The organism is Kitasatospora sp. NPDC059648, assembly GCF_042734825.1.
In the GTDB taxonomy this organism is placed as follows: Bacteria; Actinomycetota; Actinomycetes; order Streptomycetales; family Streptomycetaceae; genus Kitasatospora.
Genome location: NZ_JBHWDU010000001.1, coordinates 127,104 through 147,469, shown reverse-complemented (window position 1 = coordinate 147,469; position 20,366 = coordinate 127,104). Strand labels below are relative to the sequence as shown.

The window sequence follows — 20,366 nt, the reverse complement described above, 5'->3', positions numbered from 1 at the left end:
TCAGCGCCGCTCGCGGAGGTCAGCCCCGGGCGCGACGCAGGAACCGGTCGGCGAGGTCGACGGCCTCCCTGACCGGCACGAGCCGGCAGTCGGCCGCACCGATCCGCCCACTGGAGATCCCGGTCGCCGCGCCGAGCACCCGCTCCCCCAGCTCCGCGAAGTGCAGGTCGTCCAGGTCGGGTGCCCGGAAGGCCGTCCAGCCGTCCGGGGCGACGCACCGGTACTCGCGCAGCCGGACACCGGGCTGGCGCAGGTCGGCGAGGTGGAAGGCGGTGAAGCGGGCCATCCCGACGCCGAGCATCAGCACCCGGGCGTCCAGCGCGTAGAGCCGCCCGAGCGGGGAGTCGGGGCCCAGGTGGGAGGTGAGCGGGTGGCCGGCGGTGATCTCCTCCGCCCGGGGGCCCAGGGCCGCCCAGGAGGTCTGCGGATGGCTGCTGCGCAGGGCGCCGGGCCGGGTCCGGACGGCCTCCGAGAGCGCCCCCATGGTCGGGGACGCCGGGGTGGCCGCCGGGTCGAAGCGCGGCATCCGCGCCCGGTGGGCCTCGGCCTCCTCCGGCGAGAGCCCGGCGACGGCCTCCTGGTGGATCCGCGAGGTCGAGGAGTTCTCGGGCGTGGCGGTGTACGCCACCAAGGTCCCTTCCGCTCCCAGCACTTCGCACAGGGCGTCGACCACGCCCGCCGCCCCGCCCTCGACCGGCCCGAGCGCCCGCAGCGAGGCCTGGACGTGCAGCACCATGCCCGGCCGGACGCCGAGCCGGGTGAACCCTTCGACGAGCGCAGCGGTGGAGAGCACCGGAACTCCTCCCGAAATCACGCCTCGACCGACCGCAGGTGGCTGTGCCCGTCGCGTTCCCGCCGCACCCGCTCGGCCTCCCGCTCCGCCGCCGCGGGCAGCGGCACCGCGAGCCACGGCTCGACGCTCTCCCGCATCCCCTCCGCGAACCGCATCCCGAGCCCGGTCAACGCGCCCGACTCGGCCAGCCGCTCGACCGCCTCCGCCGTGTACCGCCGCCAGAGCGCGAACTGTGCCCGCGCCCGCTCGGCGGCCTCCCCCGCCAGGCCGTCGTACGCGGCCGTCCGGGTGCCCCAGTACTCGGTCACCGCGAGATGCGCGTACGTGCCCTGCAACAGCCCCTCCAGCGGGCGCGGATCGGGCCGCCAGGGGGCGAAGTACAGCCGGTCGTCGGCCCGGTCGTAGAGGTCGAACAGGTCGAGCACCGCCCCCAGCTTCACGTGCTGGAACTCGTGCGCGAGCAGCAGCGCCAGGGTCGGCGCCGTGGCCGGCCGGGCGATGCCGACCGCCCCGTACGCCTGCCGCGCCGCAGAGCTGACGTCCCGGCCCGCCGGGCCCGGCCGCAGCGGGGTCACCGTCCCCAGTCCGGCCCGGATGCCCTCCGCGTAGCCGGGAAGGTCGCGTCCGAGCAGCTCCCAGGCCTCCCGCAACGCGCCCGTCCAGTTGAGCAGTTCGGCCTCCGACAGCCGCTCGGCCACCGGGTGGTCGTGGCTGTCCCGGAGCGGGTCGAGGTCCTCCAGCGCGACCGTCCAGCCCCCGGCCAGCCGGACCCGCCGCAGCGGCTGGTCCAGCACCCTGCGCACCGGGCCGTCGGCGGCCCGCACCTCGAAGCCGTCGGCCCGGCCGGTGACCACCGCCTCGCCGTCCGGCACCGCGACCCGCCCCAGCGTCGGCAGGTGCAGCCATCCGCCCCGCACCGGCACCGCGACCGCGTCCCCCCGCCCGGCCCGCACCGCCGCCGCGGCGGCCAGCGCGGCCAGCGGCCCGAGCCCCACCGCCAGGTCCCCGGCCAGCCGCCGGGCGGCCCAGGCCCGGGCGTACGGGTGCGCCAGCACCGCGTCCACGGCCGCGGGCGCCACCCCGTCGAGTTCCGACAGCAGTTCCCAGGCCTCCGCCCGGCCCTGCCCGGAGGCGTCCCAGGCGGCCGCCAACATGGCGCGCGTCAGGGCGAGTTGGGAACGTCCGAGAGCGGCGACGGTGTCGGCGCCGCCGTATCCCCGGGCCAGTTCGTCGAGCTGGGCGGGAGCGAGCGCCGCCGGCAGCGGCGGCTCCCCGCCCTGAGCCGGAACGACGGTCGGCTCGGAGGCCGAACCACCGCTCCCCGCAATGCCGTTGATGAGCGCCATGAGGTCACCACAGTAGACGGAGGGATTGTCGAAGCCAGTGTCCGCCCGGTAGCGGTGGGCGTACAACCCGCCCCCGCAGGAGCGCACCACCGGACAGGCCCGGCAGGCCGCGCTCAGCCCGGCCAGACCGGACTGGCGGGCGGCGATCCCGGGGTGGCGGGCGAGGTCGTCGAGGCTGTGCGCGAAGACGTTCATCCCGGTGGCGGGCGCCCCGTCGTACGCGGTCTTGAGGCTGTCCGCCTGCTCGAACGTCCCGTCCGTCTCCAGCACCGCCAGGTCCGAGGGCTCCAGCCCCAGCGACTCGGTCAGGCTGGACAGCCCCCGCAGCGTACGGTGCACGGATTCGAAGGTCCGTACGGCGAAGGGCCGCCCGTCCGCCTCCCACAGTCCGTGGACGGCCAGCAGCCAGTCCGCGTAGGGCGCCTCCCCGCCCCCAGGGGCCCGCTTCGGCGGCTCCTCCCAGGTGGCGTGCGGCAGCAGGAAGTCCACCGCCGGCGGCCGCAGTTCGGCCAGCGCGCGGTACACGGCCACCGGGTCGTTCTCGATGTCGACGGTGCACAGCAACCCGGCGAACAGGTGCCGGTACTCGGGCTCGTTCAGCAGCCCCACCGCCCGAAGCACCTGCGGATGGCTGCTCCGCCCGTCGGCGAACCGCCGGTGCCGGTCGTTGGCGGCCCTGTCGCCGTCCAGCGAGACGCCGACCTTGACGTCCAGCTCCGCGAACAACGTGCAGAATGCGCGGCTGAGCAGCACGCCGTTGGTGTGGATGCGCAGGTCGAGGGCGCACTCGGGCGGCAGCGCGGCCCGCAGTGCCTCGGCGGCGCGGCGCAACCGGTCCGGGCCGGCGAGCAGGGGTTCTCCCCCGTGCAGGACGACCCGGACGGCGGCCAACCGGTGGGCGACCGCATGCTCGCCGATCCGCTCGGCGGCCTTGGCCAGGATCCCGTCCCCGATGACCTTGGGGCGGGAGCGCCAGCTGCTGTCCGCGTGCTCGTAGACGTAGCAGTGGTCACAGGCGAGGTCGCACCGGCTGTGCATCTTGACCACGAATTGCGTCAGTGGCACCGGAATTCGCGTCGTCATGGATGTGGCAGGTTCAGCTCGGCCTGGGGTCCGTTTCGGTGTTCCGATCCGGTTCAGATCGAGGAGTTGAAGGCCGCGACCGGCACGCGGCCGGACTCCGCGCCGGGCAGGGCGCGCTGCAGCCGGGAGGCGAGTTCCTCCGCACCCAGGGCGGCGAGCTCGGCGAGGGACGGGCGTTCCGGCGTCTCCTGAGTGTCAGTGAGGTTGCCGGCCGGCCTGGTGCTGGTTACCGGAGTCATATTCGTTTCCTTAGGCGCGGTTAGGACCTACCGAGTGCGGGTAGGCCACCCGGTTGCGACCAATGTAGTGCCCGCGAGGACTCCGCGCGGCACCTTGTCTCCCCAAGTTGGTCCGCCCAGCCAGTCAACGCCATAGCACAGCGCGTGAGAGGCCCGGAATTCACCCGTTCGGCGGTCGCGCACTTCCCCATGGCGCGCGCCGAAGCGCGGTGGCCGGAGCAGGCGTTCGGGCCCTTCGGCCGCTCCTCCCACGGACGCGCACCACAGGAGCAATAGCGCTCCCGAAACCGCCGGGCCGATTGCCCGGTCGACGGATTTCCCGGGCCGGGGTGAGCCTCCTCAGCCCCTCAACTCGCGAACGGACCGAGCCAGCTCTTCGGTGAACTCCCGTCCGGCCACCGTGAGTTCACCGCATTCCAGCAGAGTCCCAGCCGCCGCCAGGGTGTGCGCCCGCCAGTGGACGCACTCCCTTTCCGCACGCGCCGGTTCACTCACCCCCGCGGCCGCCTCGGCGCTCCAGAAGGACGCCACACCCAGGTGCGCGTACGTCCCCTGGAGCAGCGCGCCGGCCGGGCGGAGATCGGGCCGCCAGGGGGCGTGGTAGACCGCCGGACCGTTCGGCCGGTGCAGCGGCACGAGGTCCAGCAGGGCGCCGAGTTGGACGTGCAGGAACTCGTGCACCAGGGCCAGCGCCAGCAGCACCGGATCGCCCGGCAGCGAGGTCGCCACCGCCCCGTACGCCCGGCGGGCGGCGGCGCTGACGACCTCGCCACCCGGCGCCGGGTTCAGCGGCACCACGACGGCGACGCAGGCCGCCACCGCCTCCGCGTGCCGGCGGTGGCGGCGCACCAGGACTTTCCAGGCCGCCGCCAACTGCTCCTCCCAGCGCCCGAGTTCGCCCGATGACAGCGGGCCGGCCGGAGGCCGTCCGTAGTCCACCCGGTGCGGCCCGAGGTGGTCGACCACCGGCGCCCACCGCAGCCCGTCGCACTCCAGGTCGAACACCGGCCCGGCGCCGGACCGCAGGAACCCGCCCAGGCCGTCCGGCCCGCCCAGCCCGTCCGGCGGCCCTTCCAGCCCGAGCGGCACCGCCGGTCCGAGCGACAGCGCCCGCAGGCAGTCGGCCGCCCAGGCGTCCAGCTCCGGCCGCAGCAGCACCTCTTCCCAGCGCGCCCGGTCGGTCCGCTGGAGCGCGCACAGCTCGTCGTAGGCCTTCCGGAAGCCCTCGTCCTGGGGAGCCTCCCGGCGCAGCGCCAGCAGCAGCAGGGCCCGCTTGCTCAACTGCCCGGCGCGCAGCAGCCGGACGGCCTCCGGGCCGCCGCGCGCGCCCGCGATCGCCCGGAAGGTGGCCCGGTTTATGGCGTGCCGGGGCAGGCCGTCCCCGCCGTTCCCCCGCACCCCGCGCGCACCCGGCACCCCGGCCGCCACCGCCTCGCCCGTACCCGTCACCGGTCCGTCCTCTCCCGAAAGCCCGAAAGCCCGTGAATCCGAAAGCCCGAAAGCCCGAACGCCCTGGACAGCCGGACGGACCACCCGTCCGGCCCACCCGCAGTCTCCCCGCGCGGCGCAGGCTCAGCCGGTCCGGGCCCACGCATGACCCGGACGGGTGAGCGCCGCCCGCGGGCCCCGCCCCGGAGCGCCCCGACGCAGCAGCCCGGCGCCCGGGCACCGCGGCACCGAGAGCCCCTACCGCCGCGACCCCGCCCCGGCCAGCTCCGCCACCCCGGCGCGCAGCCGCCCCGCGATGTGCCGGATCAGCCGGTCCATGTCCGCGCAGTACACCGACGGGTGGGCGAAACCGTCCCCCGCCCAGCGGTGGGCGTAGAGGCCCCCACCGCAGACCCGGACCAGCGGACAGGCCGCGCACACCGGCCCGAGCCCGGAGAGGCCCCGCTGGCGGGCCCGGAACGCCGGGTGCGCGGCCGCCTCCGCGAAGCCGTGCCGCCACACGTCCAGGCCCGTCCCGGCGGCCCCGTCGTACGCCACCTTGAGACTGTCGGCCTGCTCGAGCGTGCCGTCCGCCTCGACCACCACCAGGTCCACCGGCGCCAGCCCCACCGCCTCGCTGGCCGCCCGGCCGCCGAGCAGCAGCACGGACAGCTCCTCGAACAGCCGCACCCCGGTCTCCCGGTACGGCGCGTCGTACCAGCGGTCGAAGGCGGCGGTCAGCCACTCCCCGTAGGGCGCGGGGTCGACGCCGGAGGGCACCGAGCACGGCACGGACCGCCGGACGCCCGTCGGCGGCTCCTGCCAGGTGGCGTGCGGCAGCAGCAGGTCGAGCCGGGGCGGCCCGAACTCCAGCAGCGCCTCGTAGGTGGCGACCGGGTCCGCGGCCAGGTCGACGACGCACAGCAGGCCGGCGAACAGCTCCCGGTGCCGGTCCGAGCCGAGCAGTCGCACCGCCGCCGCGGTCCGCTCCCAGCTGCCCGCGCCGGAGGGCAGCCGCCGGTGCCGGTCGTGGTCGACCCGGGTGCCGTCCAGCGAGACCGCCACGCCGACCCGGTAGCGGTGCAGCACGTCGAGCAGGGCCGGCTGGTCCAGCAGCCGCAGCCCGTTGGTCTGCAGGCTGAACCGCACCTGCGGTCCGGCGCCGGCCAATTCGGCCAACACGGCGTCCAGATGGGCCGGCCCAACGAGCAGCGGCTCGCCGCCGTGCAGCACCACGGAGACCTCGTCCAGCCCCTGCTCGGCCGCGTGCTCCGCGATCCGCCGGGCGGTGCGGCGCACGGTCGCCAGCTCCATTCGCCGGGGCCGGGCGCGCCAGCTCTGGTCGGCGCCCTCGTACATGTAGCAGTAGTCGCAGGCCAGGTTGCAACGGCTGTGGATCTTCAGCAGGAACTGCCGGAACGGCACCATGCGCGTGAACCTAGCACCGCCCGGCGGATTCGCTGACCGCCCGTCACACGTGCGGGGGCTCCACGTCCGAGTCGAGCCGCGTCCCCGCCTTCACCGCGACCGTGGTCGGGTGCTCCTCGCCCAGCGTCACCCGGGCCCGCCGGATGCAGTCCGCCCGCAGGTCGGCGGCCCGCTCGCCCTCGCCGACCGCCGCCAGGCTCAGCGCCAGGTTGGAGTTGATGCCGATGGAGTCGTAGTGGTCGGGGCCGAGCGCCTCGGTCATCAGCGGCGCCGCCTCCAGTTCCAGGGCGAGCGCGGCCCGAATCTCGCCGCCCACCGCCAGATCGTTCGCGTGGTTCATCATCGCGATCGGGATGTAGAGGTGGTGCGCGCCGAGGACGGACCGGAACTGCGCGAGCGTGCGCGCGGACAGCTCCCGGGCCTCCGCGAGCCGCCCGGCCAGCCGGAGGTAGACCGAGAGGTTGTTGGCCCCGGCCAGCGTGACCGGGTGGTCCTCGCCCAGGTAGTCGCGGTAGCGCGCGAGCGCCCGTTCGGCCAGCGGGATGGCCCGGTCCGTGTCGCCGAGGGCGTTGAGGTCGCTGGCCAGGTTGGTGGCGGCGGCCAGGGTGTCCGGGTGCTCGGGACCGTTGATGTCCAGGTAGCGCTGGTAGATGTCCTCGTCGATCTCCAGGGCCTCGTGGTAGCGCCCGGCCCGGCGCAGCGCCACGGCGAGGTTCTTGCGGGCCCGCAGCGTGTCGGTGTGGTTGTCGCCGATGGTCTGCTGGTAGATCCGGACGGTCTCCTCCAGCAGGTCCAGCGCCTCCCGCAGCCGCCCGGTCTCGCGCAGGTCGCGCGCGTAGTTGGAGGCGGAGGACAGCGCGTACAGGCTGTGCGCGCCGAGGGCCTCGCGCTGCTGGAGGTAGTTGCTGCGGTGCCGCTCCAGGGCGGCGCGGCGGTCGCCGGCCAGGTAGTCGGAGACGGCGAGGTTGTTGGTGATCATCAGGGTGCGCGGGTGGTCCGGGCCGAGGGTGCGCCGGGCCGCGTCCAGGGTCCTGCGGTCGAGCGTGCGGGCCTCGTCGTAGCGGCCGAGGAAGCGCAGGTCGGCGCCGAGGCTGTTGGCGACGGCGAGGGTGTGCGAGTGCTCCGGGCCCAGGGTGGCGGTGAACCGCTCCAGGATGTCCCGGTCCATCTCGTACGCCTCCTGGAGGGCGCCCTGGGAGCGGCGGATGTTGCTCAGCTGGGTGCGCAGCATCAGCGTCTGGGCGTCGTTGTCGGCGTCGAAGCCGGGCCCGCCGTAGCCGTCCTCGCGCCAGTGCTCCAGGGTCCGTTCGGCCAGTTCCCGGCCAGACTCGTGGAGGCTGCGCTTCCACTGGTAGCGGACCGAGTCGATGATCCACTGCCGGACGTCCTCGTCCGAGCTGTCGAGCGCGCCGGACGGCCAGAGGTGGGGCAGGAGTTCGGCGTACTCGGCCCAGTTGGCGGGGATGTCCGGGTCGCCGGGGTTGGCGGTGGCCAGGGCCGCGTGCACGACGCCGCTCAGCTCGGCCCGCCGCCCCTCCTCGACCTGGTCCCGGAGCACGGCCTGGACGAGCCGGTGCACGGTGATGGTCTCGCTGCCCTGGTCGGTGCGGGCGAGCCCGAACCGGTTGATGGCACGCAGGAACTCGCCGATCGCGAGCTTGTCGCGGGGCGCGCGCGGGGGCAGCCGCAGGGCGCGGGTGACGGCCCGGCTGTAGAGCAGCCGCATCGGGATGGCGTCCGGCCCGAAGAAGGCGCAGATCTCCAGGATCTGGGCGGCGGGGGCGTTCATCCGGCGCAGTTCCTCGACCGAGATGCGCCAGGTGGCGGCGGCGGAGTGGGGGTACTCGGCGGGGCGCAGCCGGGTGCGCTCCAGCATCTCGGTGAGCTCGCCGTCGAGCAGTTCGAGGTAGGTGGCGATCGGCATCGACGTCTCCTGCAGCCACACGGCGGCCTGGCCCACGGCGAGCGGGAGGTCGCCGAGGCGGTGGGCGACCTGGTCGGCGTCCTCCGGGGAGAGGCCGCCGTTGAAGCGGCGCAGCAGCCGGATGCTCTCCTCCCGCAGGAAGACGTCGACCTCGACCAGGCCGGCGTGCCGGGCCCAGCCCTGGTTGCGCGAGGTGATCAGCACGTGGCCGCCGGAGCCCCCGCCGGGCTGCCAGGGGGCGAGTTCCTCGGGGGTGCCGGCGTTGTCGAAGACCAGCAGCCAGCGGCGGTACGGGTGGCCGCGGCGCAGCGAGTCGAGGACGGCGGCGGCGGTGTGGGCGACGTCGTCGCTGGTGGGCACGCCGAGCCGGGGGGCGAGTTCGGCGAGCTTCTGCGGGATGTTGGCGGGCTCCTCGGCGGGCACCCACCAGATGACGTCGTAGGCCGACTTGAAGCGGTGCGCGTACTCGGCGGCGATCTGGGACTTCCCGGCGCCGCCGAAGCCGTAGAGGACCTGGCTGAGGACTGCGGCCGGTCCGCCGGTGAAGCGGTTGCGGAGCAGTTCGAGCAGCTTGCCGCGGCCGATGAAGGCGGCGTTGCGCGAGGGCGCCTCCTGGACCTGCGGAGCGGTGCCTGGGAAGCGCGCCGGGGCGAGGAACTCGCCGCTGTCGGAGTCGAACTGGCGGTTGCTGCCGGGCGGCGGGCCGAGTTCGCCGTACAGCTGGGCCTCAGCGCCGGTCGCGGAGGAGCGGATCAGGTCGGGCACCGCCTGGCCGACGAACGGGCGGGGCACCGGCTCGTCCGAGTCCTGGAGCCGCAGGGCGACCAACGCCGATGCCCCGGAGGGGAGTTCGCGGCCCTGGAGGAGCTGCCAGACCTCGGCGGCGCGGGGCAGGGCGGTGTACTCGGGCGAGAGCAGCGCGAGCAGCCGGCCCTGGCCGTCGAGCGGCCCGGCGACCTCGGGCGGCCGCTGGCCGCCGTGCGGCTCGGCGGCGTTGTGCAGGGAGGTCTGGTAGCCGAAGCGGGTGAGAGTGCCGGCCGCCCACTCGGCCCACATCCGGTCCTCGGGCGCGTAGCTGACGAAGACCTGGCGGGGCACCGCCCGGGCGGAGCGCAGGTAGGCGCCGTAGAGCCGGCGGCGGGCCTCGGAGCTGAGCGGGCGCAGCGAGCGGACCCGCCCGTCGGTGATCCACTCGGCCAGCCGCTCGAAGGCGTTGAGCAGGCTGCGCGCCTCCTGCGGCCGGTCGGCGACGGTCGCCGGCACCTCCTCGTACGCGTAGAACGGCTTGTACGGCACCTCGACGTCGGCCCAGTAGGCGGCCCGGCGGTCCCCGGGCAGCCAGCGACCGAGGTAGGGGGCGAAGGCCTCCCGGGCGTAGTCCCGGCCGGCTTCGAGGCGTTCCTGCTCGGCGTCCTCGACCCGCATCGGCACCGGCAGGACGCGGATGGCACGTTCCTCGGCCTCGGCGATGGCCCGGGCGGCGTCGACGCCGCCGCGGATGTTCTGGGCGCTGAAGGTGAAGCAGTCGACCACGGTGTCGGGCATCAGCACGGTGCAGATGCCGGAGGTGTCGCTGACGCCGGTGCGGCTGTCGATGAGCACGTAGTCGTAGCTGCGGGCCCAGCGTTCGCGCAGCTCGCGCAGGAACTCGCCGCCGCGGATGTCCCGGCCGTGGTAGAAGCTGCGCCAGTTGAAGCTGGTGACGGCGGCCGCGTAGGCGGCGTTCTGCCGCCCGGCGGGCAGGAAGTCGAGCCGGGCGCCGGCGGGCAGGTCGAGGGCGAGGCCGCAGATGTAGCCGTCGAGCCGCCCCGGCTCGTCCAGCCAGGCGGCCGGGGGGCGGCCGGTCGGCCCGGCGGCGGAGGGCAGCGCCTGCTTGACGTAGGAGCGCAGCAGGTCGATCAGCCCGTCGGTGGAGTGGAGTTCGGGGTCGACCAGCAGCGGGTGGTAGTAGCGGTGGAGGCCGGGCGCCTCCAGGTCCCAGTCGACCACCAGGACGCGCAGGCCCCGGCTGGCGAGGATCCAGCCGACGTTGGCGAGCGCCATGGTCCGGCCGGTGCCGCCCTTGAACGAGTAGAACGTGACGACCGAACCCGGTCCGCCGCGTCCCGGCTCCGCGCCGGCCTCAGTGTTCATCGTCCGTCTCCCCTCAGCGGGACAGAGCCGTCGTGGCTGCCCGGGCGCTGGCCCGGCATGTCGTTCGGTGTCGGGCCCGGGCCGCGGCCCGCGGACGGGCCGGGCGGCGGACCGGAGGGACCGGGCGGGCCGGCCGGGATGGTCAGCCCGGGCATGTCAGGGCCGCCGCCAGGGCCGAGGCCGAAGGCGTCGCCGCCATCGTCCCCCCAATCCAGGTTGTCGTCCATGAGCTTGTTCTGAGCGACCGTCACCATGATGGCGAGGTCGCTGTCGAAGCTCTCCCGGCTCACTTTCACCCGGAACAACTGCTCCGGATCACGCCGGCGCAACCAGTTGCGGCGGAACACTCCGCGCACGCCCACCCACGGCGCTTCGCGCTCCCCGTCCGGGTCGTTGCCGCCGATCGGCACCACGACGCCGGTGACCGGGTGGTTCTGGTCGTCGTACTCGCGCAGGGCGGCCCGGTAGCGCTCGCTCCCGGCCGCCCACGGGTCCACCAGCAGCACGCTGACCTGGCTGTCCTCGCGGGCCTGGTCGAGCTTCTCGCCGAGCCCGGCGCCGATCTCCTCCAGCGTGGTGGTGTGCCCGGCGTTGGTGATCACCTGCTGGGCGCGGGAGGCCACCGACGGCTGGGCGGGCGGGAAGAACGGCGCCCAGTGCCAGGGCTTGGCCCCGTACCAGCCGCCCGCGTACGAGCCGCCCTCGGCGGCGGCCTCCGAGGCCCGGCCCGCGGCGATGAACAGCCGCACCATGCCGGGCTCGGTGGTGGCCACCGGCGCGGCCGGTCCGGGGAAGTAGCCGCGGACGGCGTCGAGGTCGAACTCGGGCAGTTCGGAGAGGCGCCGCACAGCCGCGTCCCGGATCCGCCCGGCGACCACCCGGACGACCTGCCGGTAGGCGTCCTGCTGGGCGGTGCGCAGCAGGGCGCGCAGGCCGTGCCGGGCGTAGGCGTCCCCCATGTCGGGCTGAGCCCACTGGATCTTGGTTACCTCGGTGACCAGCTCGCCGGACGCGACCGGCTCCCAGAGCACCGGTATCAGCGCCGAGACCAGCTCCCCGGTCTCCTCGTGGTGGCGCCGGACCCTGCCGCGGAACGCCGTCCACTCCTTGCCGCAGTACAGGCTGGCGAAGTAGGCCGGGGAGTAGAGCGCGACCATGGTCCGGCTGCGGCCGAGCATGAGCGCCAGCTTCTCGGCCCACTCGTCGCCCAGACGCAGCCGTTCGGTGTCCCGGAAGGCGAGTTCGTCGGCCTGGACGGCCGGTCCGAGGATGCGTCCGAGTTCGTCCCTCAGGTCGTTGAAGAACTGGTCGACGAAGGCGTCCCCCGCCTCGAAGTCCCGACGCGCGTAGCTGAAGAAGAAGTACGGCCGCTGCTGTTCCCGTTCACTCACCTGTTCCCCCCGAGCCCGACGGTGCCGTGACGGCGCTGGTTTCTTACCCAGCATGTCGTGAACTGCACCGGCAGGGGCGGGAGTTGGTGATTTTGCGGCTACCCGGGGTTTAACCGGCGGTCAGCGGCCCCGTCGGCGGCCGGTCAGCGGAGTTCGAGCGCCGACTGGAAGGCGGCGAGCGGCTCCGCCCCGGGGGTCAGGGCATCCGCCACGACCCGGCGCAGCAGGTCGCCGAGGACGGTGTCGGGAAGGGCGTCGAGCTCGCCGAGCGGCAGGGCGGCGACGTCGACCAGGTCGGAGCCGAGTCCCGCGGCGGTTTCCGCACCGGTGGCGCTCATCAGTCCCTTAGTCCCTCGCTCGATCACGCCGGCACAGCGGGCCGGTGGTCGAAATGGAATCGACCCCGGTCCACGACGCGCACATTCTACACAAAACGGTGACGGTACGTCAGATACCGCGCTCGCCGCGCCCGGATGCGGTACGGGCGGCCGCGGCCGCCCCGCGGTCACGGACAGAGCCGCTCCACCCGCCAGCCCGTCGGGGCGGCCGGGTCGGCGAGGTAGCGCAGGCGGTCGTGCAGACGGTTCTCCCGGCCCTGCCAGAACTCGACGCTCTCCGGGACGACCCGGTAGCCGCCCCAGAACGGCGGGACGGGCACGCCCTCGCCCTCGGGGTAGCGGCGCTCAAGGTCGGCGTAGCGCTGTTCGAGGACGTCGCGGCCGCTGACCGGGCTGGACTGCTCGCTGGCCCAGGCGCCGAGCTGGGAGCCGTGCGGGCGGGTGCGGAAGTAGGCGGCGGTCTCGTCCCGGCCGACCTTCTCGACCCGGCCCTGGACGATCACCTGGCGGGCCAGCGCGATCCACGGGAAGAGCAGCCCGGCGTACGGGTTGACGGCCAGCTCGGCGCCCTTGCGGGAGCCGTAGTTGGTGAAGAACACGAAGCCGCGCGCGTCGTAGCCCTTGAGCAGCACGGTGCGCGAGCTGGGCCGGCCCTGGGCGTCCGCGGTGGAGAGCACCATGGCGTTGGGCTCCACCACCCCGGCGCCGTCCGCCTCCAGGAACCAGCGGGTGAACTGGGCGATCGGCTCGGACGCGAGCTGCTCCTCGGCCAGGCCCTCGTGGGTGTAGTGCTTGCGCATCACGGCGAGGTCCGGGCCGGGGCTGGCCGCGTCGGCCAGGGTCCGGGTGGCGGGGCTCAGGGGCGTCGGCTGGGCGCGTTCCGGGGTCTGCACGCCAACATCATCCCGTACGACAAGCAACCGGCACCGCTACCTCGGACAAACCCCGGTCGGAGATATGGTGACTCGCCACCGCTCGGCCGCCCGCCGTACGGGGAATTGTCCGGAACCGGGCGTTTGGTTCCGGCGATCCCCCGGGCACGACCGGCCCCCGGCGGAAAGGTCGAACAGTCCCACGGGAAACATCACCGCGGTGGTGTATGGCGCAATGCACCCCGTGCCTGTCACTCTGGCACCGAGTGCCAACCACGATTCGGTCACTGGCGAGCCGCCCCACCACGGCGGAGCGCCGATCGCAGAACTGAAGGAGCCGTCGCATGTCCGATTTCGTACCCGGGCTTGAGGGAGTCGTCGCGTTCGAGAGCGAGATCGCCGAACCCGACCGTGAAGGCGGCGCCCTGCGGTACCGCGGTGTCGACATCGACGACCTGGTCGGCCACGTCTCCTTCGGCCACGTCTGGGGCCTGCTCGTGGACGGCAAGTTCAACCCCGGCCTGCCGGCCGCCGAGCCGTTCCCGATCCCGGTCCACTCCGGCGACATCCGGGTCGACGTCCAGTCCGCGCTCGCCATGCTGGCCCCGGTCTGGGGCCTCAAGCCGCTGCTCGACATCTCCGCCGAGCAGGCCCGCGACGACCTCGCCCGCGCCGCCGTGATGGCGCTGTCGTACGTCGCCCAGTCCGCCCGCGGCCAGGGCCTGCCGATGGTCCCGCAGAGCGAGATCGACAAGGCCGAGACGGTCGTCGAGCGCTTCATGATCCGCTGGCGCGGCGAGCCGGACCCGAAGCACGTCAAGGCCGTCGACGCCTACTGGACCTCGGCCGCCGAGCACGGCATGAACGCCTCCACCTTCACCGCCCGGGTCATCGCCTCCACCGGCGCCGACGTCGCGGCCGCGCTCTCCGGCGCGGTCGGCGCGATGTCCGGCCCGCTGCACGGCGGCGCCCCCTCCCGCGTGCTCGGCATGATCGAGGAGATCGAGCGCACCGGCGACGCCGTCAAGTGGGTCAAGAACGCGCTGGACAAGGGCGAGCGCCTGATGGGCTTCGGCCACCGCGTCTACCGCGCCGAGGACCCGCGCGCCCGCGTGCTGCGCCGCACCGCCAAGGAGCTCGGCGCGCCGCGCTTCGAGGTCGCCGAGGCGCTGGAGAAGGCCGCGCTGGAGGAGCTGCACGCCCGCCGCCCCGACCGGGTGCTCGCCACCAACGTCGAGTTCTGGGCCGCGATCATGCTGGACTTCGCCGAGGTCCCGGCGCACATGTTCACCTCGATGTTCACCTGCGCGCGCACCGCGGGCTGGTCGGCGCACATCCTGGAGCAGAAGCGCACCGGTCGCCTCGTGCGCCCCTCCGCGCGCTACATCGGCCCCGGCCCGCGCCGCCCCGAGGAGATCGAGGGCTGGGACGCCATCGCCCACTGAAGGCGCTGAACGCACCGGGCATCCGATCGCGAAAACGCCCCTGACCAGCGGGTCCGGCTCCGGCCGGGCCCGCTGTTCGCACACCTCCGGGCTGCCAAGATCACAGTCTCAGCGGGCGGACGACCGTACCCCGCAGGGCCCCCGGCCGGTAGGCTGCCCGCGTGGCTCAGATCCAGATCCCCGCTGACATCAAGCCCGCAGACGGCCGTTTCGGCTGCGGACCGTCCAAGGTGCGCCCCGAGGCCCTGAGTGCCCTCGCCGCCACCCAGACCTCGCTGCTCGGCACCTCCCACCGCCAGGCCCCGGTCAAGAACCTGGTCAAGCGCGTGCGCGAGGGCGTGAGCAGCCTCTTCTCGCTGCCGGAGGGCTACGAAGTCGTCCTCGGCAACGGCGGCTCCACCGCCTTCTGGGACATCGCCGCCTTCGGCCTGGTGCGGGAGAAGTCCCAGCACCTGGACTTCGGCGAGTTCTCCTCGAAGTTCGCCTCCTCGGTCAAGGCCGCCCCGTGGCTGGCCGAGCCGACGGTGATCAAGACCGCCCCGGGCACCCACCCGCTGCCGGTCGCCGAGGCGGGCGTGGACGTCTACGGCCTCACCCACAACGAGACCTCGACCGGCGTCGCGATGCCGATCCGGCGCCCGGTCGGCGCCGACGAGGGCTCGCTGGTGCTGGTGGACGCCACCTCGGGCGCCGGCGGCCTGCCGGTCGACATCACCGAGACCGACGTCTACTACTTCGCCCCGCAGAAGTCCTTCGCCTCCGAGGGCGGCCTGTGGCTGGCCACCTTCTCCCCGGCCGCCCTGGAGCGCGCCGCGGAGATCGCCGGCTCCGGCCGGTACATCCCGCCGTTCTTCTCGCTGCCGACGGCCATCGACAACTCGTCGAAGGACCAGACGTACAACACCCCGTCGATCGCCACCCTGTTCCTGCTGGCCGACCAGCTGGAGTGGCTGAACGGCAACGGCGGGCTGGACTGGGCCGTCGCCCGTACGGCTGATTCCTCGTCCCGGCTGTACGCCTGGGCCGAGAAGTCCTCCTTCGCGAGCCCGTTCGTGGCGAACCCGGCCGAGCGCTCCCAGGTGGTCGGCACCATCGACTTCGACGAGTCGGTGGACGCCGCCGCGGTCGCCAAGGCACTGCGTGCCAACGGCATCGTGGACACCGAGCCGTACCGCAAGCTGGGCCGCAACCAGCTGCGCATCGCGATGTTCCCGGCGATCGACCCGGCGGACGTCGAGGCGCTCACCCACTGCATCGACTACGTGGTCGAGCAGCTCTGACGGCTCCCTTTCGGAACGACTGAGGGCCACCGCCTGCGGGCGGTGGCCCTCAGTCGTTCCCGGCCGCCGCGCCGCCGTCCGGCCTCGCCGTCCCGCCCCGGTCGGCCTACTTGCCGACCAGGGCGCCGATCAGCACGACGGCCAGCAGCAGCACCAGGGTGCCGGAGACGATGCGCATACGAGTCTTGGGATCCACGGTCATCGAGCGTACCTGCGGCTCACAGCAGGTTGACACCGAGGGCCGCCCCGCCGGTGGCGTCGAGGTGCTGGCCGGTGATCCAGCGGGAGTCCGGTGAGGCCAGGAAGGCCACGACGTCGGCGATGTCGGACACCTCGGCGACCCGCTTCAGCGCCGACAGGCCGGCCGTCCGCTCCCGCGCCACCGGATCCGCCAGCCAGGGGTTGATGTCGGTCGGGACGACTCCGGGGCGCACCGAGTTCACGGTGATCCCGCGCGGCCCGAGCTCCTCCGCCAGGGCCAGCGTGAAGGCCTCCAGCGCACCCTTGGTCATCGCGTAGGCGATCGCCTCCGGGAAGGCCACCCGGGTGCCGCCGGAGGAGACGTTGACGATCCGGCCGCCGACCCGCAGCCGGTCCAGGCCCCGCTGGACGATGAAGAACGGCGCCCTGGTGTTCACGGCGAACACCTGGTCGAAGGCCGACCCGGCCACCTCGCCGATCCGCCCGAACAGCCCGGTGCCGGCGTTGTTGACCAGCACGTCCAGCCCTTCGGCTCCCCCGCCGTGCTCGGCCAGGCCCTGGTCGAAGGCCGCCCACAGCGCCTCGGCGTCCCCGGCGACGCCCAGTTCGGCACCGATCGCGAAGGCCCGACCACCCGCCTCCCCGATCGTCCGCACGACCTCCTCGGCCGCCCCCGCGTCGCGGCCGTAGTGCACGGCGACCAGCGCGCCGTCCCGGCCGAGCCGCTCGGCGATGCCCCGCCCGATGCCCCGGCTGCCGCCCGTCACCAGTGCCGTCTTCCCTGCCAGCGCGCCCATGTCCACGCCCCTTCATTTGTGTAGCGGTCACTATAAAACGAACCGTAGCACGCGTTCTGTAGTGGTCGATATAGAATCTGGCCATGGCTAGTACGACGCGCGGGCGCCCCCGCTCCTTCGACCGCGAGGCGGCCCTTGACCGGGCCCTGCGCCTGTTCTGGGAGCGCGGCTACGAGGCCACCTCGGTGGCCGACCTCACCGCCGCCATGGGCATCCGCCCGCCCAGCCTGTACGCCGCCTTCGGCGACAAGCGCACCCTCTTCGCCGAGGTCGTGGCCCACTACCGGGAGACGTACGGCGCCTACCCCGCGCGCGCCTACGCCGAGGAGCCGACGGCCCGGGCGGGCGTCGCCCGGATGCTGCGCGAGGCCGCCTTCGTGCTCACCGAGCCGGACCACCCGTGGGGCTGCCTGCTGGTCGCCGCCACGGTCAACTGCACCTCGCCCGAGGTGGTCGAGGCCCTTCGCAAGGAGCGCGAGGCCGCCGCGCGGGACCTGGAGTCCCGGATCCGCGCCGACGTCGCCGCAGGACTGGAGCCCGCCGACACCGATCCGGCGGCCCTGGCGCAGTTCATCGCGACGGTCGTCCAGGGCATGACGCTGCGGGCCCGGGACGGCGCGGGCCGGACGGAGCTGGAACGGGTCGCCGCCGCCGCGATGCGCGCCTGGCCGTAGTCCCCGACCGCGCCGCACGCCCGACCAGGCGGGGGGATCCGACCGCGCGGCCCGAGCCCCTCCGCCAGGGCCTGCGACCGCGGACCCCGGCCGCGACCGCCCGTTACGGGTACGCCGCCCAGCGCGCCAGCGACCAGGCGCGCACCGACTCGTAGTGGGGGCCGCCGTCGCCCTGATCGCTCCGCATCAGGTGCAGTTCGGCGGCCTCCCAGTCCGGCCCCCGGTACCCGGCCAGCGCGGCCACCATCGCCTCCACCTCGGCCGCCGACGCCCGCCGCTCGGCCCGCCGCCGCCCGCGCGCGGAACCGGCACGGGCCAGCGTCAGGTGCGGGTGGAAGCCGAACGCGTCCACCTCGCCGGTGATGTCCTCAGTGGCCCCGTACACGGCCTCGGCGAGCCGTCGCAGCGCCCAGGTCTGCCCTCCGACCCCGGCCCAGAGCACCCGGTCGCCGAACCGCCCGGCCCCCGCGAGTCGCAGGCGGTGCGCCGGGGTCGCCTCGGCGACTGCGGCCAGGCCCGTCGTCAGCTCCGTCAGCCGGTCCTCGGCGACCTCCCCGAGGAAGGCCAGGGTGAGGTGCCAGCCCTCGACCGTGGTCCAGCGCAACCGGTCCGCCCCGGGCAGCCCGCGCACCGGCGCGACCGCGTCCGAGAGCCCCTGCAACGCCGCGACCGGCGGCAGTACCGCCACAAACAGCCTCATGGACCAATCTTCCCCCGATCGGCCGTTTCAGGTAGAACGGCTGTCCATGAAGATCCGCACCGGGGGCCTCGCGGACGTCCCCGACATCCTGTCCCTGCTCGACGGCGCCGTCTCCTGGCTGGCCGCCCAGGACCGCACCGGGCAGTGGGGCGACCAGCCGTTCTCCACCGATCCGGCCCGGGTGGAGCACATCGAGCAGTACGCCGCCGAGCCGTTCCTGATCCGCCTCGCGGTGGACGGCGAAGGCCGTACGGTCGGCTGCTGCGTGCTGTCCGAAGAGCGCGGCAAGTACATCCCCGCCGTGGACGAGCGCGAGCTCTACGTCCGCAACCTGGTCACCGACCGCAGCCGCAAGGGCTCCGGCATCGGCGCCGCGCTGATCGCCGACGCGGTCGAGGAGGCCCGCCGTCGCGGCATCGGCCTGCTGCGGGTGGACTGCTACGCCGGCGCCGACCGCAAGCTGGTCGGCCGGTACCGGGCGCTCGGCTTCACCGAGACCGTGGGCTTCGAGGTCGAGCAGCCCGCCGGCACCTGGCCCGGCCAGGTGCTCGAAATCCGCCTCTGACACCGCACTTGACGCACCGCCGGGGAACCCCGAAGTCCACTTCCGGGGCTCCCCGGCGCATCGTCAGCAGGCGGGGATCAGCTCGCCCTTGGCGGCCGCGGCGGCGCGCGGCACGAAGGCCACCACCCGACCGCCGCGACCGGGGTGCAGGTCGAACCGCACCCGCAGGTCCGCACTGCGGGCCAGCACCAGGCCGACCGCGGCGGCCGCCAGCGCGGAGACCACGCCGCAGGCCAGCAGGCCGAGCCGGGGCCCGTACGAGGCGGTGACCCAACCGACCACCGGGGCGCCGATCGGCGTGCCGCCGGTGAAGACCAGCACCAGCAGGCCCATCACCCGACCGCGCATCTCCGGGTCGGTGGCCAGCTGCAGGGTGGAGTTGACCGAGGTGTTGAAGCTCAGCCCGAAGACCCCGATCAGCGTCAGCAGCAGCGCGAAGGTCCAGTAGTCGGGTGCGAAGGCCGCGGCGACCTCCAGGGTGCCGAAGGCCAGCGCCGCACCGACCAGTCGGCGCAGCCGGGGCGCGCCCCGGCGGGCGGCGAGCAGCGCGCCGGCCAGCGAGCCGACCGCCATCGCGGTGTTGAGTATGCCGTACTGGCTGGCGCCCACCTCGAAGGTGTCGTACGCGAACCCGGACAGCAGCGTCGGGAAGTTGAACCCGAAGGTGCCGATGAACCCGGCCAGCACCATCGGCCAGAGCAGCTCGGGCCGCTCCTTCACGTAGCGCAGGCCCTCGCGCAGCTGGCCCTTCTCGCGGGCGATCGGCTCGGTCGGGCGCAGTTCGCCCTCCCGCATCGCGAGCAGGCCGCCGATCACGGCGGCGAAGGACAGCGCGTTGACGGCGAACGCCCAGCCGCTGCCGACCGCGGCGATCAGCAGGCCCGCGACGGCGGGGCCGACCAGGCGGGCGGTCTGGAAGTTGGCGGCGTTCAGGCTGACGGCGTTGGCGAGGTCCTTGGGCCCGACCATCTCGGAGACGAAGGCCTGCCGGGTCGGGTTGTCGACCACGGTGACCAGGCCGAGCAGCAGCGCGAAGGCGTACACGTAGTACGGCGTCACGACGTCGCCGATGGTCAGTACGGCCAGGCCCGCGGCGAGCAGGCCCATGGTGCCCTGGGTGTAGATCAGCAGCCGGCGCTTGGGCATCCGGTCCGCGAGCACGCCGCCGAACAGCCCGAGCAACAGCATCGGCAGGAACTGCATGGCGGTGGTGATGCCGACCGCGAGCGGGCTGCCGGTGAGGCTCAGGACCAGCCAGTCCTGGGCGATCCGCTGCATCCAGGTGCCGGTGTTGGACACCACCTGGCCGGCGAAGTAGTAGCGGTAGTTGCGAACGCGCAGGGAGGAGAACATCCCCCGCGGCCGGGTGAACTCGGCTCCCGTGGGAGACGAGTGGGGCCGAACGGAGTTCGTCGCCGAACGGGTGGTGGTGGGCGACGGGCGGGGCGAACGGGTTCGGCGCTGAGCGGCGGGGTCCGCCGCGGTGCGTTCGTCGGGGTCGTCGTCGCCGCTGCCGGGCAGACCGCTGGGGGCGGAGGCCTGGGCGTCGGCGGCCGCGGTGCTGTCCGCGGCGGGGTCGGTGGTCGGGTCGTCGGTACGGATGGCGGCGGCGCTGGCTGCGGCCGGCGGTGTCACGGTGGTCTCCCCTCGCGGCGGGGGGGGAGGCGGGGGGGGGCGCGGCGCGCGGGACGAGGGGTTGGAGGGCGGCGTGTTGGGGGGGCTGAAACAC

General features: G+C 74.1%; 16 protein-coding genes. 4 read left to right on the top strand and 12 right to left on the bottom strand.

The genetic code is table 11. The features are described 5' to 3' along the window. Positions 1 to 19: 19 nt before the first annotated feature. The 9 genes from ACFV1W_RS00710 to pdxH form a co-directional block, all read right to left on the bottom strand. On the bottom strand, positions 20 to 793 hold the full coding sequence (locus ACFV1W_RS00710) for an aminoglycoside N(3)-acetyltransferase (protein WP_380411516.1): 774 nt from the start codon (positions 791 to 793) through the stop codon (positions 20 to 22). A gap of 17 nt (positions 794 to 810) precedes the next feature. Further along, positions 811 to 3,222 (bottom strand): FxsB family cyclophane-forming radical SAM/SPASM peptide maturase, encoded by a 2,412-nt coding sequence (locus ACFV1W_RS00705; RefSeq protein ID WP_380411514.1) that lies wholly within the window; start codon positions 3,220 to 3,222, stop codon positions 811 to 813. Between the two features lie 53 nt (positions 3,223 to 3,275). After that, positions 3,276 to 3,461 (bottom strand): FxSxx-COOH cyclophane-containing RiPP peptide, encoded by a 186-nt coding sequence (gene fxsA, locus ACFV1W_RS00700; RefSeq protein WP_033347760.1) that lies wholly within the window; start codon positions 3,459 to 3,461, stop codon positions 3,276 to 3,278. Between the two features lie 339 nt (positions 3,462 to 3,800). Beyond that, complete coding sequence (locus ACFV1W_RS00695; protein WP_380411511.1) at positions 3,801 to 4,910, bottom strand: aKG-HExxH-type peptide beta-hydroxylase; 1,110 nt, start codon at positions 4,908 to 4,910, stop codon at positions 3,801 to 3,803. Between the two features lie 237 nt (positions 4,911 to 5,147). Continuing rightward, complete coding sequence (locus ACFV1W_RS00690) at positions 5,148 to 6,317, bottom strand: FxsB family cyclophane-forming radical SAM/SPASM peptide maturase (RefSeq protein WP_380411508.1); 1,170 nt, start codon at positions 6,315 to 6,317, stop codon at positions 5,148 to 5,150. 43 nt (positions 6,318 to 6,360) lie between these two features. Continuing rightward, the gene (gene fxsT, locus ACFV1W_RS00685) at positions 6,361 to 10,374 is read right to left on the bottom strand and encodes an FxSxx-COOH system tetratricopeptide repeat protein (protein ID WP_380411505.1); all 4,014 of its coding nucleotides are present in this window, start codon (positions 10,372 to 10,374) and stop codon (positions 6,361 to 6,363) included. Then, on the bottom strand, positions 10,371 to 11,765 hold the full coding sequence (locus tag ACFV1W_RS00680) for a TIR-like protein FxsC (RefSeq protein WP_380411503.1): 1,395 nt from the start codon (positions 11,763 to 11,765) through the stop codon (positions 10,371 to 10,373). Before ACFV1W_RS00680 ends, fxsT begins: the two co-directional genes overlap by 4 nt. Positions 11,766 to 11,908: 143 nt before the next feature. After that, positions 11,909 to 12,103 (bottom strand): FxSxx-COOH cyclophane-containing RiPP peptide, encoded by a 195-nt coding sequence (fxsA, locus tag ACFV1W_RS00675; RefSeq protein ID WP_380411500.1) that lies wholly within the window; start codon positions 12,101 to 12,103, stop codon positions 11,909 to 11,911. Positions 12,104 to 12,270: 167 nt separating this feature from the next. Beyond that, the gene (gene pdxH / locus ACFV1W_RS00670; RefSeq protein ID WP_380411876.1) at positions 12,271 to 12,903 is read right to left on the bottom strand and encodes a pyridoxamine 5'-phosphate oxidase; all 633 of its coding nucleotides are present in this window, start codon (positions 12,901 to 12,903) and stop codon (positions 12,271 to 12,273) included. A 416-nt stretch (positions 12,904 to 13,319) separates the two neighbouring features. On the opposite strand from pdxH, the gene ACFV1W_RS00665 reads away from it, so the two are divergent. Both ACFV1W_RS00665 and serC read left to right on the top strand, forming a co-directional pair. Then, positions 13,320 to 14,420: a citrate synthase 2 gene (locus tag ACFV1W_RS00665; protein ID WP_030287104.1), complete on the top strand. Its 1,101-nt coding sequence runs from the start codon at positions 13,320 to 13,322 to the stop codon at positions 14,418 to 14,420. A gap of 161 nt (positions 14,421 to 14,581) precedes the next feature. Next, the gene (gene serC / locus ACFV1W_RS00660; protein WP_380411497.1) at positions 14,582 to 15,700 is read left to right on the top strand and encodes a phosphoserine transaminase; all 1,119 of its coding nucleotides are present in this window, start codon (positions 14,582 to 14,584) and stop codon (positions 15,698 to 15,700) included. Between the two features lie 218 nt (positions 15,701 to 15,918). Here serC and ACFV1W_RS00655 read toward each other — a convergent pair whose 3' ends face one another. Further along, positions 15,919 to 16,698: an SDR family oxidoreductase gene (locus ACFV1W_RS00655; RefSeq protein ID WP_380411495.1), complete on the bottom strand. Its 780-nt coding sequence runs from the start codon at positions 16,696 to 16,698 to the stop codon at positions 15,919 to 15,921. Positions 16,699 to 16,781: 83 nt separating this feature from the next. Here ACFV1W_RS00655 and ACFV1W_RS00650 point away from each other — a divergent pair, with 83 nt between their 5' ends. Continuing rightward, positions 16,782 to 17,372 (top strand): TetR/AcrR family transcriptional regulator, encoded by a 591-nt coding sequence (locus tag ACFV1W_RS00650; protein ID WP_380411493.1) that lies wholly within the window; start codon positions 16,782 to 16,784, stop codon positions 17,370 to 17,372. Between the two features lie 103 nt (positions 17,373 to 17,475). Here the strand turns inward: ACFV1W_RS00650 and thpR are convergent, their stop codons facing one another. Then, a complete protein-coding gene (thpR, locus tag ACFV1W_RS00645) occupies positions 17,476 to 18,072 on the bottom strand; it encodes an RNA 2',3'-cyclic phosphodiesterase (protein WP_380411491.1) in 597 nt (198 codons plus the stop codon). Positions 18,073 to 18,118: 46 nt separating this feature from the next. Here thpR and ACFV1W_RS00640 point away from each other — a divergent pair, with 46 nt between their 5' ends. Next, on the top strand, positions 18,119 to 18,637 hold the full coding sequence (locus ACFV1W_RS00640; protein ID WP_380411490.1) for a GNAT family N-acetyltransferase: 519 nt from the start codon (positions 18,119 to 18,121) through the stop codon (positions 18,635 to 18,637). Positions 18,638 to 18,700: 63 nt separating this feature from the next. Here the strand turns inward: ACFV1W_RS00640 and ACFV1W_RS00635 are convergent, their stop codons facing one another. After that, positions 18,701 to 19,990, bottom strand: a complete 1,290-nt coding sequence (locus tag ACFV1W_RS00635; RefSeq protein WP_380411874.1) for an MFS transporter — start codon at positions 19,988 to 19,990, stop codon at positions 18,701 to 18,703. Positions 19,991 to 20,366 lie beyond the last annotated feature (376 nt).

Excerpts from the sequence above, each read along its gene's own strand:
- fxsA (WP_380411500.1), bottom strand. The coding sequence starts at position 12,103 with ATGAGCGCCACCGGTGCGGAAACCGCCGCGGGACTCGGCTCCGACCTG.
- ACFV1W_RS00640 (WP_380411490.1), top strand. The coding sequence starts at position 18,119 with ATGAAGATCCGCACCGGGGGCCTCGCGGACGTCCCCGACATCCTGTCC.
- ACFV1W_RS00705 (WP_380411514.1), bottom strand. The coding sequence starts at position 3,222 with ATGACGACGCGAATTCCGGTGCCACTGACGCAATTCGTGGTCAAGATG.
- pdxH (WP_380411876.1), bottom strand. The coding sequence starts at position 12,903 with ATGCGCAAGCACTACACCCACGAGGGCCTGGCCGAGGAGCAGCTCGCG.
- ACFV1W_RS00690 (WP_380411508.1), bottom strand. The coding sequence starts at position 6,317 with ATGGTGCCGTTCCGGCAGTTCCTGCTGAAGATCCACAGCCGTTGCAAC.
- ACFV1W_RS00655 (WP_380411495.1), bottom strand. The coding sequence starts at position 16,698 with ATGGGCGCGCTGGCAGGGAAGACGGCACTGGTGACGGGCGGCAGCCGG.
- ACFV1W_RS00650 (WP_380411493.1), top strand. The coding sequence starts at position 16,782 with ATGGCTAGTACGACGCGCGGGCGCCCCCGCTCCTTCGACCGCGAGGCG.
- fxsT (WP_380411505.1), bottom strand. The coding sequence starts at position 10,374 with ATGAACACTGAGGCCGGCGCGGAGCCGGGACGCGGCGGACCGGGTTCG.
- fxsA (WP_033347760.1), bottom strand. The coding sequence starts at position 3,461 with ATGACTCCGGTAACCAGCACCAGGCCGGCCGGCAACCTCACTGACACT.
- ACFV1W_RS00635 (WP_380411874.1), bottom strand. The coding sequence starts at position 19,990 with ATGTTCTCCTCCCTGCGCGTTCGCAACTACCGCTACTACTTCGCCGGC.
- ACFV1W_RS00665 (WP_030287104.1), top strand. The coding sequence starts at position 13,320 with ATGTCCGATTTCGTACCCGGGCTTGAGGGAGTCGTCGCGTTCGAGAGC.
- thpR (WP_380411491.1), bottom strand. The coding sequence starts at position 18,072 with ATGAGGCTGTTTGTGGCGGTACTGCCGCCGGTCGCGGCGTTGCAGGGG.